Origin of the sequence: Planosporangium flavigriseum, from assembly GCF_011947225.1 — a bacterium.
Taxonomy (GTDB): domain Bacteria; phylum Actinomycetota; class Actinomycetes; order Mycobacteriales; family Micromonosporaceae; genus Planosporangium; species Planosporangium flavigriseum.
The window spans coordinates 1-16484 of record NZ_JAATVW010000007.1; the positions used below are offsets into that span (position 1 = coordinate 1).

Below are 16484 nucleotides of genomic sequence, written 5' to 3' on the forward strand. Positions count from 1 at the left end.
CTTCTCGACCCTCGTCAGTAAGGCGTAACCCTGCTCGACCCTTCCAGTACGCGTCACCGCTGGAAGGGTCGAGCGGTGTCTGGCGTCGAACGCCATTTCTTTAGGAGAGCAAGCACATGAAGGCAGCCCTACTCGAACAAGCCGGCCCGATCGAGAGCAAGCCGCTGAAGCTGCGCGAGGTGGCCGACCCCACCCCGTCGGCGACCCAGATCGTCATCAAGGTGGGCGCCTGCGGTGTCTGCCGCTCCAACCTCCACATGGTCGAAGGGGACTGGCTGCCCAACACGCCGGCGTCGTTCCCGATCATTCCCGGCCACGAGGTCGCGGGTACGGTCTCGTCGGTCGGCTCGGCCGTCACGCACCTCAAGGTCGGCGACCGCGTCGGCGTCCAGCCGATCTGGAAGACCTGCGGCGTCTGCGAGTACTGCTTCTCCGGCCGCGAGCAGCTGTGCCGCCAGCGGCAGATCACGGGGGAGACCCTCGACGGCGGCTACGCCGAGTACATGCTCGCGGAGTCGGCGTACGCGTACCCGCTGCCGGACAACCTCTCCTTCGAGGAAGCAGCCCCGCTGTTCTGCCCCGGCATCACCGCGTACGGCTCGGTGTCCAAGGCGCACCTGACGCCCGGCCAGAAGGTCGCCGTCCTGGGCGTCGGCGGTGTGGGCCACATGGTCATCCAGATGGCCGCCCTCACCGGCGCCGACGTGTACGCCGTGACCCGTAGCGCGGTGCACCAGGGCGTGGCCGAGGAGCTGGGTGCGATCGCCTCCTACAGCCCCAAGGCCTCCGGCGGCAGGAACCTGTCCGACAACGCCATGGACGCCGCCATCGTGTTCGCGCCGTCCGACGCCTCGGTGGCCGAAGCCATGCGCGTCGTCAAGCCCGGCGGGCGGATCGTTCTGGGCGTCGCCCAGAACGTCGGCCTGCTCGACATCGGTGACGAGCGGACCGTCGTCGGCTCGGTGCTGGGCAACCGCCAGCAGATGCGTGAGGTCCTCAACCTCGCCGCCGCCGGCAAGCTGCGCTCGGTCCACGCCGACTACCCGCTCGCCGAGGCGAACGAGGTGCTCGGGATGCTCAAGGCCGGCGAGATCCGGGCGCGGGCGGTCCTCGTCCCGTAACAGCCCCGACCACAGCAAGGAGTTCCAGCGTGCCGCTTGACCAGGGTTCCGAGGCCCCGCGCGGGCCGATCCGTTTCGGTGTCGTCGGCTACGGCTGGCGGGCGGACTTCTACTTCCGCCTCGCCCGCCTGGTTCCCGACCGCTTTCAGTGTGTCGGCGCCGTGACCCGGAAGGCCGAGGTAGGCGAGCGGCTGGAGCGCGAGTGGAACATCCCGACCTACCGGCGCCCGGAGGACCTCGTGTCCTCCGGCGCGCCGGAGGTCGTCGTCACCTCGGTACCGAGGGAGGCGAACCCCGACGTCATCCGGGCCCTGGTCGGGCTCGACACCGCGGTGCTGTCGGAGACGCCGCCCGCTGAGGACGCCGATGGGATGCGGCGGCTGTGGGCCGACGTCGGCGCCGCCGACCTGGTACAGGTCGCCGAGCAGCACCCGTACCTGCCGGTCGTCGTCGCCGTGCGGTCCCTGATCGAGCAGGGCGTGCTGGGCGACGTGACCTCCGCGCAGGTGTCCTGGACGCACGACTACCACGCGACGGCGCTGCTGCGGACCCTGCTCGGGGTACGCGCGGAGCCGGCGCGGGTGAGCGCTGTGCACACGACCACACCGGTGCTGGAGGGGCCCGACCGCGGCGGATGGCCCGACGTCCAGCGGGTGCAGGACGTCGTGCACACGCTGTCCATCCTCGACTTCGCCGGTCGCACCGGCGTGTACGACTTCACCGACGGCCAGTGGTTCCACCCCTGGCGTCGCCGGCACCTGATCCTGCGCGGCAGTCGCGGCGAGATCGTCGGCAATGATGTCATCTGGGCCGGCGAGGACGGCCGGCCGCTGTCCGCGCCGATCGTACGGCGGCACCTGGGGCTGGACGGCAACCTTGAGGGTGCCGACCTCGACACGCTGAGCTGGGCAGGTCGGGTGCTCTACCGCAACCCGTACCCGGGCGCGCGCCTGTCCGACGAGGAGATCGCCATCGCGACCTGCCTGGAGCGCACCGGGCTCTGGCGCCGGGGCGAGGCTGCGGCGCCGTACCCGCTCGCCGACGCCTGCCAGGACCACCTGCTCGGGCTCGCCGTCCACGAGGCGGCCGAGCGGGGCGCGCCGGTGACGACCGCCGTCGAGCCGTGGGCGGACGCCGTCCGCCTGCCATAACACCAGTTACGCGTGCCATGACCCACCCAGCGAAAGGGGAGCGTGCCAATGACATCGCTTGCGGGAAAGGTCGCCTTCGTCACCGGAGCGAGCAGCGGAATCGGCGCCGCCGTCGCGCGCGCCCTGGCCGCTGAGGGCGTCAAAGTCGGATTCACGTCGCGTAAGCCCGTGGACCTCGGACTGGCTGACGGCCTGGGCGTGGCGTGCGACGTCCGGGACCTCGCGCAGGTGGAGGCGGCCGTCGCGGCGACGGTCGACCGCTTCGGCGGCCTGGACATCGTCGTGGCGAACGCGGGCGTCGGCTCGTGGGGACCGTTCGAGGACACCCCGGTCGAGGACCTCGACGAGATGGTCGACGTCAACGTCCGCGGCCTCTTCCACACCGTCCGGGCGACGCTGCCGCACCTGAAGGCGCGCGGCGCCGGGGACATCATCACGGTGGCCTCCGAAGCCGGCCGGCGGGGGCTGCCGGACGAGGCCGCCTACGTGGCGACCAAGTTCGCCTCGGTCGGGTTCACCCGGTCGCTCGACCATGAGTTGCGCGGCCTTGGCATCCGCTGTACCAACATCTGCCCCGGCGGCGTCGCCACCAACTTCGGGATGGGGCGCGGGCTGCGCACCCCGGACATGCCGCAGTTGGCGGACATGATGAGCTCGGAGGACGTGGCCGAGATGGTGCTCTTCGCACTCACCCGGCCACGCCACTACCGGATGCTCGAGGTCGCGTTCCGGTCCATGTCGGAGCAGTCCTGGGGCTGACCTAGAGGTCGAGCCCGGTCAGGACCAGGACCCGCTCGTACGTGTAGTCCTCCATCGCGTACCGCACGCCCTCCCGGCCGACGCCGGACTCCTTGACGCCCCCGTACGGCATCTGGTCAGCGCGGAAGCTGGGCACGTCACCGATGACCACGCCGCCCACCTCCAGCTCCCGGTGGGCGCGGAACGCGACCTGGAGGTCGTGGGTGAAGACGCCGGCCTGCAGCCCGTACCGGGAGGCGTTCACCTTCGCGAACGCCTCGTCGATCCCGTCGACCGCCTCGATCACCAGAACCGGACCGAAGACCTCCTCGCAGGAGACCTTGGCGTCCGCGGGCACGTCCACGAGGACCGTCGGCGCGACGGTGGCGCCTTCCCGCGTACCGCCGGTCAGGACCTTGGCGCCGGCGGCCACAGCCTCGTCGATCCACTCCGCGACCCGGCGCGCGGCGGCCTCGTCGATCAGCGGGCCGACGTCGGTGTTCTCGTCCCACGGGTCACCGGTGCGCTGCGCGGCGACGGCGGCCGCGATCCGCTCGGCCAGCCGGTCGTAGCCGGACCGGTCGGCGAAGACGCGCTGCACCGAGATGCAGGACTGCCCGGCCTGGTAGTTGGCGAAGGTGGCGATCCGGTTCGCCGCGAAGTCCAGGTCGGCCTCGCTGGACCAGTCGGGGCAGACCACCGCGGCGGCGTTGCCGCCGAGTTCCAGCGTGACGTGCTTGTGCGGCACCGCCCGCTGGATTCCCCAGCCCACCGGTCCGGAGCCGGTGAACGAGACCACCGGCAGGCGCGGGTCGGCCACCAGCGCGGCGGTCTCCTCGTTGAGCAGGGGGAGTACCGACCACATCCCCGCCGGCAGGTCGCACTCGGCGAGCAGCTCCCCGAGCAGCAGCGTCGACAGCGGCGTCTTCGGCGCCGGCTTGATGATGACCGGGGCGCCGACCGCGATCGCCGGGGCGACCTTGTGGGCGACGAGGTTGAGCGGGAAGTTGAACGGCGCGATCGCCAGCACCGGCCCGCGCGGGAACCGGCGGGTGATCGCCATCCGGCCGCTCGCGCCTGCGTCGGTGTCCAGCCGCTGGAGCTCACCCGACCAGCGCCGCGCCTCCTCGGCCGCCCAGCGGAAGGTGGAGACGGCCCGGCCGACCTCGCCGCGCGCCCACTTGAGCGGCTTGCCGTTTTCCGCGGTGATGAGCCGGGCCACCTCCTCGGTCCGCTCGGCGAGGCGGTTCGACACGTGGGCCAGGGCTTCGGCGCGGGAGTGCGCGGGCAGCGCCGCGGCCTGCGCCGCTACGGCCTGTGCCGACGCGACCGCCTCCTCGACCTGTGCGGCCGTCGGCACCGAGACCGACGCCACCGGTCGGCCGTCGTACGGGTGGCGGACCTCGAAGGTCTGCTCACCCGTGGCGGGCCGCCCCGCCACCCAGAACATGCGTGCGTCGCTCATCGCCTCGCCACTACTCCTCACGTTGGTACACCTAAAAAGGCTGACCGGGCCGGTGCGCGCACACCGGCCCGGTCAGCAGCCTCGAACGGATTGGGTCAGCGGGTGGTCCGTCGCCGCAGCCGGTCGATGACGACCGCGCTGACGAGCAGCACGCCGAGGACGACCTGCTGGGTGTAGCTGGACACCCGGATCAGGTTCATGCCGTTGGAGAGCACCACCAGGAACAGCGCGCCGATCGCCACCATGCTCAGCCGGCCCTCGCCGCCGAAGAACGACGTGCCGCCGAGCACCGCCGCCGCGATCGAGAGGATCACGTACTGGCCACCGAGGTTCGGCTCGCCGGAGGAGACCCGGGCGGTGAGCAGGATGCCGGCGAGCGACGTCAGCGTGCTGCAGAGCACGAACGCCAGGACCTTGCTGCGGAAGACCGGCACACCGACCAGCCGGGCCGCGTTCTCGCCGCCGCCGACCGCGTAGAAGTAGCGGCCGGCGGTGGTCCAGTTCAGCAGCAGGTACAGCAGGCCGAACACGACCAGGGCGATCACGAGGGACAGCGGCACGGTGCCGATGCTGGAGTTGCCCAGGGCCGTGGTGAACGTCTTCGGCAGCCCGGTGATGGGGCTACCGCTGGACAGGATCAGCGCGAGGCCGAAGGCGACGGCGCCGCTGCCGATGGTGACGATGAAGGACGGCACGCGGAACCGCGCCACGATCACTCCGTTGATGAGACCGATCGCGAGGCCGACCGCGAGGCCGGCGAGCACGCCGAAGAGCACCGGCTTGGCCCCGTCGCCGCCGGTCTTCACCATCACGGTGCTTGAAACGACACTGGTCAGGGCGATCGTCGAGCCGACCGACATGTCGATCTCGGCGATGACGAGCACCAGCATCTGCGCCATCGTGATGATGAGCAGGAACGACAGTTGCCGGCCGATGTTCGTGCCGTTGAGCGGGGTCAGGAACCGCGGCTCGATCGACGCGAAGATGACGACGCCGGCGATGAGCAGCACGGGGAGCAGCCCGACTCGGAGCAGCGCGCTGACGAGTCGCGACGGACCCGAGGCGGCTGCGTCGGTCTGCTTGCCGAGGACCGGCCCGTCTTCCGGCTTGGACGACCGCTCGTCCAGATCAAGCGGACTGGTCACGGTGCACACTCCCTGAAGTAACAGAAGCGTCGCGCGAACCGAAGAACGCGCGGACGACATTTTCCTCGTTCAGTTCGTCGCCGCGCAGGTCGGCGACGACCCGCCCTTCACGAACCGCGTAGATCCGGTGTGACATGCCGAGGATCTCCTCGGTGTCCGACGAGATGAGCACCACGGCGGCGCCCTGCTCGCACAGCTTGTTCATGTATGCGTAGACATCCGTCTTGGCGCCGATGTCGATGCCGACGGTCGGCTCGTCGAAGACGTGTACGGGGAAACTCTTGGCGAAGGACCGGGCGAGCAGCGCCTTCTGCTGGTTACCGCCGGAGAAGCCGAGGATCGACCGCCCCGGGTCGGCGGGCTTGACCGCCAGCGCCTTGATGACCTCGCTGGTCAGCGCCGTGCCGGCACGCCGGTTGACGATGCCGAACCGGGATGTGGTGCCGGCGGCGATCGACGGCAGCGTGATGTTCTCGCGCAGCGTCGCGGTGGTGACGAGCCCTTCGGCGTGCCGGTCGGCAGGGTAGTAGATCATTCCCTGGGCCATGGCCCGCTTCGGGCTGGGCTTGCTCAGTACCTTGCCGTCGATCTCCACGGTGCCGCCGTCGACCGGTTCCAGGCCGAAGCAGGCGCGGCCGATCTCGGACTTGCCCGAGCCGACCAGGCCGGCCAGCCCGACGATCTCGCCGGCCGCCACCTCGAACGACACGTCCTTAAGGAGGGGCCCGCTCAGCCCGGAGACGCGCAGTCGCACCTTGCCGGGGCGGGCGTCGATTCGCGGGTAGAGCTTCTCCAGCGTGCGGCCGGACATCATCTCGACGAGCTTGTCGTCGGTGACGCCGGCGGCGTCGATCGTGCCGATCTTCTGGCCGTCCCGCAGCACCGTGACCCGGTCCGCCAGCTCCTTGATCTCAGCGAGCCGGTGGGAGATGTAGATGATGCCGATCCCGCGTTCGCGGAGGTTGGTGATGATCTCGAAGAGCCGGCGCGTCTCGGCAAGGCTGAGCGACGCCGTGGGCTCGTCCAGGATCAGGATGTCGGACTTGCGGTGCAGGACGCGGGCGATCTCCACGAGCTGCTTCTGGGCCCGGGACAGGCCAGCGACCTTCGTACGCGGGTCGAGGTCGACGCCGATGCGGGCGAGGGCCTCCTTCGCCCCGGCGAGCATCCGGTTCTTGTCGAGCAGTCCCGCGCGGCGCTGCTCGTGCGCGAGGTAGATGTTCTCGGCGATCGATAGGGCACCGACCAGGCTCATCTCCTGGAAGACCGTGCCGACCCCGTGGGCGGCCGCGCTGGTCGGGGTCAGCGCCCCCAGTTCGCGGCCGTTGATGACGATGGTGCCCTCGTCCTGCTGGACTGATCCGGAGATCGCCTTGATCAGCGTCGACTTTCCGGCGCCGTTCTCACCGAGAAGGGCGTGGATCTCGCCTCGGCGCAGGTCGAAGGAGACCCCGTCGAGTGCCTTGACACCCAGGTACCGCTTGGTGATCCGTTCGGCGCGGAGAACCACGCCCTCCTCGTGATGGTTCATCAATCCTTCTCAGGTGCTCACTTGCCGTTGACGCGGAAGACCGGCTTGAAGTCGGCCGGGGCGAACGTCGTCTCCGGGATGAAGGAGTCGAGGTTCGCGTCCGCGCCGGCGCCCGGGCCGCAGACCAGGATAGGCGCGGGGAACGCACGACCCTTCTTCTCGTCCAGCGGGATCTTCTCCAGCAGGCGGACGGCCATGTCGACGGCCATGCGGGCCTGGATGACCGGCTGGTCGGAGACGCCGCAGGTGACCTTGCCGCTCTTGATCTGGTCGAAGGTCGACGGGATCAGGTAGTCGGCGAAGATCTTGGCCTTGCCGCCACCAACGTTGCCGGCCACGGCCGCGTCGGCCGTCACGGCGGTGCCCGCGATCACCGAGATGCTCGGGTCGCCCTGGAGGGTGTCCTCCAGCAGCTTGAGCTGCACCTCCTTGGAGGTGTCGCCGTACTTGGTGACGGCGATGCTCGCCGGGCTGCCACTGATCGCGTCCTTGAAACCGGCCGTGGCGTCCTCGGCCCAGCCAGCCCCGGGCGGGCCGGGGAACCAGGCGACCTTCTCGGCCTTGTTCTGCTTCTTCAGGTAATCGCCGACCGCGCCGCCCATCTCCCGCCAGTTCAGCACCGCGCGGCCGCTGACCTTCGGGTTGGAGATGCCGTTGAGGCCGTCGATGACGACGATGCCCTGGTCGACGAGCTGCTGCACCTTGGCGTCGAGACCGTTGAAGCTGATCGCGCCGATCACGATCGCGTTGGCGCCGGACGACACGCAGTCGTCGATCTGGTTGAGCTGCTTGGCCAGCTCGGTGTAGCCGCCGGCCTCGTAGACGTCGAGGTCCACGCCGAGCCGGCGGGCCTCCTCCACCGCGCCGAAGTCCGCCGCCACCCAGTACGGGTCGGACAGGTGCGGAACCGCGAAGCAGACCTTCCACTTTTTGGAGACGAGGTCCTTCGGGATCGCGTTGTACACGCCCTCGGTCCGCGAGCCGTTGCAGCCCTCGGCCTTGGTCGCCTTGTCGTTGCAGTCGACGAAGAGCGTCGGGTACCACCAGGCGTCGCTCTTGAGCGACTCCCGGATCTCGCTGGCGGAAGCCTTGAAGCTGCCCTTGTCCGAACCTGGAATCGGCTTGGAGGGGTCGTACTTGCTCGACCCTCCGCCGGTGTCCTGCCCACTGCTGCACGCGGTGAGCAGAAGCGCGGTAGCTGTGGCTAACGCCGCCACTACCGCCTTCGCCTTACGCTTCGGCATTCTCGTCTCCATCGTGCGGTCCCGCGATTGCCGCAGGAGTACTCATCGGTCGGTACTGGAAGTTCTGAACAGAAAGTGGTGCCAGATCAGGAACCGGACTTGCGGGTCGCCTTACCGACCAGTTCCGCGCCCGCGTGCGCGGCGACGTTGACCTTCGCCTGCCACGGCCGCGACTTGCCCGCGGCCCAGACGAGCGCGGAGCGGAGGTCGGCCAGCGGACGCGGCCAGCGGGTGCCGACCTTGCCGTAGAGGCGCGAGTACTTCTGCGTCGCGTCGGTGACGGGACGCTGCCGCGCCTCCCAGCCCTTGAGGGCCGACGGGACGTCAGCCGCGCCCTCGAGCATCATCGCCAGCGCGTACCCGTTGGTCATCGCGAGGCAGGCGGCCTGGCCCAGGTTCGGCGACATCGCGCTCGCGGCGTCGCCGATGAGCGCGACGCGGCCCTTGACCCAGCCGTGGCAGCGGACGTCCGAGAAGGAGGCCCAGCGGGAGACGTTCGGGATGCGGTCGAAGAAGTGGCGCAGGTGCGGGAACGACTCGCTCCACGACTCCACGTTGAACGGACGCTCCCGGCCGGCGAGGTCGGTCGACGGGCAGCAGGTGTAGATGTACACCTCTTCGTCCGACACGGGCGTGATGCCGACCCGGCGCCCGCCGTTCCAGTACTCCAGCGAGTTGTTGACCGGGTCGTGCGGGAGCCGCGGGACCAGGTGCCGGCTGCAGCCGTCCATCAGGTCCTTGACCACGATGTTGAGGCCGACCGAGTTGCGGACCGCCGAGCCGACACCGTCGGCGCCGACGATGAGGTCGGCCTTCGCGGAGGTGCCGTTCTCGAAGAAGATCTCGCCGTCCTCGGACGCGCCCGCGACCATCGAGCTGGTGACGATCTCGACGCCCGCCCGCTTCGCGGCGTTGCCGAGCGCCCGGTGCAGGTCGGTGCGCAGCACGGTGAAGAGGCGCACGTCGTCGGACTTCATCCAGTCGTCCTGGATCGGGCGCTGGCGCTCGTCGAACAGCCGCCAGCTTTCGATCCGCTCAGCGCGGCCGAGCGCCTCGTCGAAGGCACCGATGTGCTCGAGGACGCGGACCGCGTTCTCCCACATGAAGATGCCCGCGCCGATCTCGCGCAGGTCGCTGCCGCGTTCGTGGACGCGGACGCTCCACCCGCGCTGTGCGAGTGCCGTAGCTACGGTCAACCCGCCAAGACCGCCGCCAGCGACCTCTGCATGACGCACCCCAGATGGCATTGAAACGCCCTTCCACTTACCCAGACATGTTGAGAACCGGCGCGACAGCGCCGCGGTTGGCTTCTGCCGATAACGAGAAGTGAGACCTCGCTCACTTCACGTTGGAGCTAGACCGTAAACAGTCAGTTAGGGCCGTGTCAAGGACTGAATCCGTCAAAATCTCGGTCGCGTCGGATGGATATCGGATGATCGAGCGTCTACGGCGTCCGATCTCCGGACAGCGCCCGCCGGTTGGGCGGAATTCGGCAAGAATCGGCGTCCGGATGGCATGTTTCGCCGTTGACGTGACCAAATTGGGCGGTTACCGTCATTCAATCCGCGCTGGTGGTGGCTGAGAGGTCGCGCCATCCGGTGCACAGACATCGGGCCGGTCGGCTGTGGCGCATCCACTTCGCTGACGGCTCATTTCGCAACAACCTCCGGGAGGGCAGCCGGTATGGAGCGCGCCGCGGAACTCGTGTTGGTCTCGAACCGGGTCATCTGGATGACCGAGGGGGAGCCGGTGTCGCCCGGCTTCGTCGCCGTGCGCGACGGCAGCATCGTCGCCACCGGGCCGCGCGAGGAGGTCGACCGCTACGTCGGGCCGGACACCGTCCTGCGCGACGTCGGCGATTCGCCCATCATGCCGGGCTTCGTCGACGTCCACGCCCACATGGAGGTCGCCGCGCGGACCACGTACCAGACCGTCGACTGCCGCGCGCCGGGCTGCAAGGACATCCCGGCGCTGCTCGACAGGCTGCGCGCCCACCTCGACGACGCCGTGGACGGCTGGCTCGTCGGCCAGGCCAACCTCTTCTTCGACCAGAAGCTCGCCGAGAAGCGGCTGCCCACGCGGGCCGAGCTGGACTCGGTCAGCACGGAGATCGCGATTGTGATCCGGGCTGGCGGGCACGTCAGCGTGCTCAACAGCCGCGCCCTGGAGCGGGCCGGGATCGACCGGAACTACCGGGCGGCCGACTACAGCATCACCGGCATGCCCACCGTCGAGCGCGACGCCGACGGGGAGCCGACCGGCGTGGTCAAGGAGATGGACAACCTCCTCCCGCTGCCGAAGCTCGACGGTGATGGCCTGCGCAACGCGATCCGCGAGGGCGTCCGCGACCTCTTCACGGCGAACGGCGTCACCACGATCGGCGAGATCTCCGAGACCGTGGACGGCCTGCGCCAGATGGACGCGCTGCACGCGGCCGGCGAGCTCGGCTCCCGCCTGCGCATCTACCTCTGGGCACCGGGTACGGTCAGCCTGGAAGAGGCCTGTGCCTACCGCGAGTGGGCGGACTTCACGTCCTCCGAGGACCTCGTCAAGATCCACGGTGTCAAGATGTTCTCGGACGGCGGGTACTCCGCCGCGAGCGCCGCGGTGAAGAAGCCGTACGTCCACATGGACCACGGCCACTGCGGCGAGGTCGCGCTGTCGGCCGACCAGATCGCCGAGGCGCTGACCAAGACCGCGGCGGCGGGCCTGCAGCTCGCGATCCACGCGAATGGCGACCAGGCGCAGGAGGAGGTCTGCGAGGCGATCATCGCCGCGGGTGGGCCGAAGCCCGGCGCCCCGGCGCCGCGCGTCGAACACGCCGGCAATTTCCTGCCCGACCCGTCGCAGACGGCGCTGTGGCGCAAGGCCGGGATCATCCCGGTGCCGCAGCCGGTCTTCGTCTACACCTTCGGCGACTTCTTCCCGACGTACCTGGGGGACTACGGCCGGCTCGGCCGCTTCCCGTTCCGGCGTCTCCTCGACGAGGGCTGGGACATCACGGGCAGCTCCGACGTCTGGATCGGCTCGGAGTCCGGCGCCACCAACCCGTTCTTCAGCGTGTGGAACTGCCTCGCGCGCCGGTCGTTCTTCGGCGAGACCCTCGACGCCGACCAGACGATCACGCTCGCCGAGGCCCTGCGGATGCACACCATCAACGCCGCGCGCACGTTGGGCGAGGAGGACCTGTACGGCTCGCTCGAGGTCGGCAAGAAGGCCGACATCATCGTCCTGGACCGCGACCCGTTCGAATGCGCCACCGACGAGCTGCTCGATGTGCGGGTCGACGCGGTGTTCCTCGGCGGCCGCGTCGTGCACGAGCGGTCGGACGAGGTGACACGCGATTCCGGCGCCTAGACGGGGCGTCGCGCGCGACTACCCAGCCGCTATGTTGGCTGCCATGCACGGATCGGAGTATCTGGTGTCCGGCTTCCTGGGCGCGACCTTTCCGGTGGCCGGCGACGCTGGGCACCGCGTACAGCTTTCGGAGCTCGACCGGGAACTGATCCGGCTGCTGCAGCTGGACGGGCGGCAGTCGTTCGTCGCGATCTCGCGCGAGCTGCGGGTGCCGGAGAAGACGATCCGCCGGCGGGTGAACGAGCTGCTGGAGAGCCGGATCATCCAGATCACCACGGTGGCTGATCCGGCCGTCCTCGGCTACACCGTCGGGGCCATGGTCGGCGTACGCGTGGACGGCAGGCGGGGCATCAGGTCGCTGGTGGAGTCGCTGGCGAACCTGCCGTCGGTCGACTACGCCGTGATCACCACCGGCCGGTACGACGCGCTGGTCGAGGTGCTCTGCCGCGACACGACCGAACTGTTGAACGTCATCGACGAGTCGTTCATCCGGGCGCCCGGGGTCCGCTCGGCCGAGGTCTTTCCGTATCTGCAGCTGCATTACCAGGACCCGGTCTGGGACACGGCACATCACCACGGCGAGAACGTCCGCGGCGTCGAGACGCGTGCGCCCCTGGACGCCATGGACCGGCGGATCGTGGCCGAGCTGAACGCGGATGGGCGACTGCCGTTCGGACTCGTCGGCGAGCGGCTCGGGATCTCGGAGTCGCAGGTGCGCAAGCGCGTCACCCGGATGCTCCAGGAGAAGACCATCCGGATCACCGCCATCGTCAACCCGCGCAGCCTGGGCTACACCATGCAGGTCTGGATGGCGATCAAATGCGCGCCGGGGCACAGTATCGCCGACCTCGCGGACACCCTGACCAAGCTGCCGTCGGTCAAGTACGTCGTCACCTGTGCCGGGCGCTTCGACATCTTCGTCGAGGCGGTGTGTCGCAACGCCCAGGACGTGATGCGCCTCGTGGACTCCGAGATCCGCACGCTCACCGGGGTGGCCGACACCGAGGTGCTGCTCTGCCTCGATCTCTACTACCGTGCGGTCCAGCCCCCGGTGCGGGAGGGCTGACCGCAGCCGGTCCCCGGCATCCACCGGTTCATCGCAGGAGCATCGGCTTGTAATACAGGTCGAAGTAGACGTGGGGAAGAACCGCCGCGATGCCGTCCATCTGCCGGATCTGATCGAGCGACTCGCGGAGCTCACGTTCGTCGATGCAGACGAGCTCGACCATGAGATCGAACGAGCCCGCGGTCTCGGCGATGTAGCTGACGGGCTCCATGGCGATCAGTGATTCGACGACGGACGCGGAGCCATGGCCGCTGAGCCGCACGGCCAGCCATGCCATGGTGTCGAAGCCGAGGAAGACAGGGTCCACAATGGCCATGATGCGCAGCGCGCCCATGCCGGTGAGCTTCTTGACCCGCAGCCGGATCTGTGCCTCGGACACGCCGAGCTTCGAGGCGAGCTGCAGGTAGGGCACGCGACCGTCCTGCCCGAGCGCGCGAATGATGTCGCGGTCGAGGGAGTCCATTGTGATGCCGTCCGGGGTGACGGCCGTTGGCACCGCCGTGGGCAGGCCACTGCGTGACGGGCGCTGATAGCGGAGGCTCAGGTAGGGCGCGACCTCGACGAGGCGCGCGCCCGCCACTTTGTGGATCTCGTTTTCGATGACGCTGTCGAGCTCGTCCAGGTCTTGGCACACCGCATTGATCATCAAGTCGGTAGGGCCGGTCGTGATGGCGGCGTAGTCGACCGAGCCGAGGGCGGCGAGCTCGTCCGCGACGTCGTGCCGCGGCCTGGTTCCATCGGTCTGCAGTAGCGCGAAGGCCATGGCCCGGTAGCCCAGCAGGTGCGGGAACGTCACGGCCGTGATCTCGATGGCTTGGCGCTCGAGCAGCTCACCGATGATCCGCCGCACCGTCTTCTCGGTGACGCCTACCGTCCGGGCGATCACCGAGTTGGGTGCGCGCCCGTCTCGCTGTAACTCCTTCACGACTGCGAGTTCGAGCGCGGTGAGTGCTTTCACCGGGTGCCGCCTTCTACCGCGCTGCGCGAGCAGGTGAATCGTCACGGCATAAAGCTAGCGCACCATCATCCGAATTTGCGAATTCACGCCCTAACCGACGGCATGAACTACGAGAACTGGTCCTTGTGGTGGCCGTCACTGACGACTATGGTTCCGCGAAACGCATCTGAGAACGCATCTCGGCCGACGCAAGTGGTCAGCGGTGCGCCGATGAACGGTGCTCGCTGACGGGTGCGTCGCGCTCACAGGGCGCATGGAGGAGAAGGAACGGAGAGCTTCATGACGAAGGCAAGGCACGCCGAGATCGCGGGCGCGGGGATGGTCGGCCTGGCTGCCGCCGCAGCCCTGGCCCGGCGGGGGTGGTCGGTACGCGTCCATGAGCGAAACGCCGAGCTGCGTGAAATCGGCGCCGGCATAGCCGTCTGGAGCAACGGCGTTTACGCGCTGCGCGAGGTCGGCGCGTACGAGGAGGCCGTTGCCGGCACCGACCGCATCGACCACTGGCAACTTCGCGACGAGAAGAACCGGCTCGTCCAAGAAGAATGGTTGATGTCCGGGGTGAGCGAGTCGTACGCCATCCTGCGCCCTCGGCTCCACCAGGCGCTGGCCAACGCCGCTCGCCGGTACGGCGCGGAGATCGTGACCGGTTCACCGGTGGCCGGCGCGACCCCGGATGGCAAGCTGCTCCTGGAGAGTGGGGAGGCCCTGCCGGCCGACCTGGTGGTCGGTGCCGATGGCGTGGGCTCCCGGGTGCGCGACTCGCTGGGTCTCGCCCGCCGCGTCCGTGACCTGCACGATGGCTGCGGGCGCCACCTCATCCCGCGGCTGCCGGACGACCCGAACGACATGATGGTGGAGCGCTGGAACGGGGGCCGGCGGATCGGCATCGTGCCCTGCACCAAGGACCAGGTCTACATCTACCTCTGCTGCCCGGAGGCTGACGTCGCCGGCCGCAACCAGAGTCACGACCTGTCGACCTGGATCGAGACTTTCCCGGAGTTCGCCCGCTACATCAAGCGAATCCCGCCGGGCGGCGTATGGCGCTCCTTCGCCGACGCCGTCGTCACCAACTGGTCGCGCGGCAAGGTCGCGCTGGTCGGCGACGCGGCCAGCGCGATGTCTCCGAACCTCGGGCAGGCCGCGTGCGTCGGCATGGTGAACGCCGTCGCGCTCGCTCAGGCACTCGACGCCTACCTGGACGTCGAGACGGCACTGGCCAAGTGGGAGCAGGCCGAACGGCCGGTCACCGACAGCACCCAGAAGTACTCCCGTTTCTACGGATGGATCGGCACCCACTGGCCGCGTCCGGCGCTCGGCGTCCGGTCGGCCCTGATCTGGACGCTCGCCCACTCGAAGCACATGCAGCAGCGGATCAACGTCGCGGCGCGACACGTCCCAGCGGTCGGCACGCCCATCGAGGCGTAGCCGAGCACGCTCCGACCTGGAAGACAACACTGTTTGGAGGCACAGGAGTGAAGTTACGCAAGACGATTGGGATAACGGTCCTCCCGTTCACCGCCGCACTGGCTCTGGCCGGCTGCGCGGCCGAGAAGAAAAGCGCGGGGGCCGATGAGGGTGCCGCGCCCGCGGCGTCCAGCAAGGAGCGGTACGCGACCCTCCTGGACGACAAGGTGAAGGCGCTGACCAAGGCGCTGCCCGCCACCGAGGTAAAGCTGGACAGCGGGATCACGGTGCCGTTCAAGGAGGGCGAGAAGCTCCGCGTCGCCTTCGTCGGGTACGGCAAGGGCTACGACTATTCCAAGCCGGAGTACGCGGCGGCGAAGGAGCAGGCCGCGGCGCTCGGCATGGAGCTGGAGGAGTTCGACCCTAGCGGCGATGCCCAGAAGCAGGTCGCCCAGATGCAGGACATCATGGCGTCCGGCAAGTACAACGCCGTCGTCGCGTTCCCGCTCTCACCGGACCTGACCTGCGACCTGATGACCCGTCAGATGCCGAGGAAGGGGATCATCACGGCCGCCATCGGCAGCCCCGCGTGTACCACCAGCGACACGCCGGGCGTGGTCACCACGGTCGCGGACACCGGTTACACCGACTACGTCTACACCGAGTGGGCGAAGGAGATCGCCGCCACTCAGAAGACTGGCGGCAAGGCGATCCTGCTGGTCGGGCCGCAGCTCGACTACAGCGCGAAGCTCGCCGCGAAGGCCGCCGAGGCCGTCTTCAAGGAGAAGGGCATCGAGCTTCTCGACGTCCTGTACACGGACTTCACCCAGCCGGATTCGCTGCAGAAGACGCAGAACGCCCTGCAGCGGCACGCCGACGCCACGCTCATCGCCAGCGCGTTCCCGGAGGGCACCCAGGCTTCGATCTCCGCGGTTCGCCTCGCGGGTCGCCAGGGCAAGGTCAGCGTCTTCGACTTCGGCGCCAACGAGCAGGCGCTGAAAGCGATCGAAGAAGGCACTGTCGCGGGAAGCACGCCGTTCTACTCGTACACGAAGGTCAAGACCGCGCTGCAGGCCCTGCACCTGGCACGCCACGGGCAGAAGGTCGACGCCTACTACGGGTACTCCGGGCACGCGCCCGAGTCGATGAGGCCGGCTGACGCCAAGATCATGTTCGTGAACAAGGACAACGTCAAGGCGTTCAAGGAACAGGTCGCCGAGTAGCCGAGCGAAGTTATCCCTGGTGGGATGCGGATTGCCGGGCGCTGTCCGCATCCCACGAGCGACCTCAGCCGACGTGGGTGG

At 68.9% G+C, this 16484-nt stretch carries 13 protein-coding genes; 7 read left to right on the top strand and 6 right to left on the bottom strand.

Features of this window, described 5'->3' with window-relative positions:
* Positions 1–116 precede the first annotated feature (116 nt).
* Genes HC028_RS12210 through HC028_RS12220 form a run of 3 tightly spaced genes read left to right on the top strand, consistent with a single transcriptional unit; the run spans position 117 to position 3031 of the window.
* A complete protein-coding gene (locus tag HC028_RS12210) occupies positions 117–1121 on the top strand; it encodes an alcohol dehydrogenase catalytic domain-containing protein (RefSeq protein ID WP_168076606.1) in 1005 nt (334 codons plus the stop codon).
* A 29-nt stretch (positions 1122–1150) separates the two neighbouring features.
* Entirely contained in the window at positions 1151–2272 is a 1122-nt protein-coding gene (locus HC028_RS12215) for a Gfo/Idh/MocA family protein (protein ID WP_168076608.1), read from the top strand.
* A 48-nt stretch (positions 2273–2320) separates the two neighbouring features.
* Positions 2321–3031: an SDR family oxidoreductase gene (locus HC028_RS12220; protein WP_168076610.1), complete on the top strand. Its 711-nt coding sequence runs from the start codon at positions 2321–2323 to the stop codon at positions 3029–3031.
* 1 nt (position 3032) lies between these two features.
* On the opposite strand, the gene HC028_RS12225 is transcribed toward HC028_RS12220, so the two are convergent.
* The 5 genes from HC028_RS12225 to HC028_RS12245 all read right to left on the bottom strand — a co-directional run bounded on the left by HC028_RS12225 (position 3033) and on the right by HC028_RS12245 (position 9642).
* Positions 3033–4475, bottom strand: coding sequence for an aldehyde dehydrogenase family protein (locus HC028_RS12225; protein ID WP_168076612.1), 1443 nt, complete (start codon positions 4473–4475; stop codon positions 3033–3035).
* A gap of 95 nt (positions 4476–4570) precedes the next feature.
* The gene (locus tag HC028_RS12230) at positions 4571–5620 is read right to left on the bottom strand and encodes an ABC transporter permease (protein WP_168076614.1); all 1050 of its coding nucleotides are present in this window, start codon (positions 5618–5620) and stop codon (positions 4571–4573) included.
* Positions 5604–7151 carry a sugar ABC transporter ATP-binding protein gene (locus tag HC028_RS12235; protein WP_168076616.1) on the bottom strand — a complete coding sequence of 516 codons (1548 nt, stop codon included), beginning with the start codon at positions 7149–7151 and terminating at the stop codon, positions 5604–5606. Before HC028_RS12235 ends, HC028_RS12230 begins: the two co-directional genes overlap by 17 nt.
* 17 nt (positions 7152–7168) lie before the next feature.
* Entirely contained in the window at positions 7169–8395 is a 1227-nt protein-coding gene (gene torT, locus HC028_RS12240) for a TMAO reductase system periplasmic protein TorT (protein ID WP_168076618.1), read from the bottom strand.
* An 86-nt stretch (positions 8396–8481) separates the two neighbouring features.
* On the bottom strand, positions 8482–9642 hold the full coding sequence (locus HC028_RS12245) for an FAD-dependent oxidoreductase (RefSeq protein ID WP_168076620.1): 1161 nt from the start codon (positions 9640–9642) through the stop codon (positions 8482–8484).
* Between the two features lie 436 nt (positions 9643–10078).
* On the opposite strand from HC028_RS12245, the gene HC028_RS12250 reads away from it, so the two are divergent.
* A complete protein-coding gene (locus HC028_RS12250; RefSeq protein ID WP_168076622.1) occupies positions 10079–11752 on the top strand; it encodes an amidohydrolase in 1674 nt (557 codons plus the stop codon).
* Positions 11753–11795: 43 nt separating this feature from the next.
* On the top strand, positions 11796–12818 hold the full coding sequence (locus HC028_RS12255; RefSeq protein WP_168076624.1) for an Lrp/AsnC family transcriptional regulator: 1023 nt from the start codon (positions 11796–11798) through the stop codon (positions 12816–12818).
* 28 nt (positions 12819–12846) lie between these two features.
* On the opposite strand, the gene HC028_RS12260 is transcribed toward HC028_RS12255, so the two are convergent.
* On the bottom strand, positions 12847–13821 hold the full coding sequence (locus HC028_RS12260; RefSeq protein WP_168076626.1) for an Lrp/AsnC family transcriptional regulator: 975 nt from the start codon (positions 13819–13821) through the stop codon (positions 12847–12849).
* A 234-nt stretch (positions 13822–14055) separates the two neighbouring features.
* Between HC028_RS12260 and HC028_RS12265 the strand changes: the two genes are divergently transcribed.
* Both HC028_RS12265 and HC028_RS12270 read left to right on the top strand, forming a co-directional pair.
* Complete coding sequence (locus HC028_RS12265; protein WP_168076628.1) at positions 14056–15201, top strand: FAD-dependent oxidoreductase; 1146 nt, start codon at positions 14056–14058, stop codon at positions 15199–15201.
* Positions 15202–15248: 47 nt separating this feature from the next.
* The gene (locus HC028_RS12270; RefSeq protein ID WP_168076630.1) at positions 15249–16403 is read left to right on the top strand and encodes a sugar ABC transporter substrate-binding protein; all 1155 of its coding nucleotides are present in this window, start codon (positions 15249–15251) and stop codon (positions 16401–16403) included.
* Positions 16404–16484 lie beyond the last annotated feature (81 nt).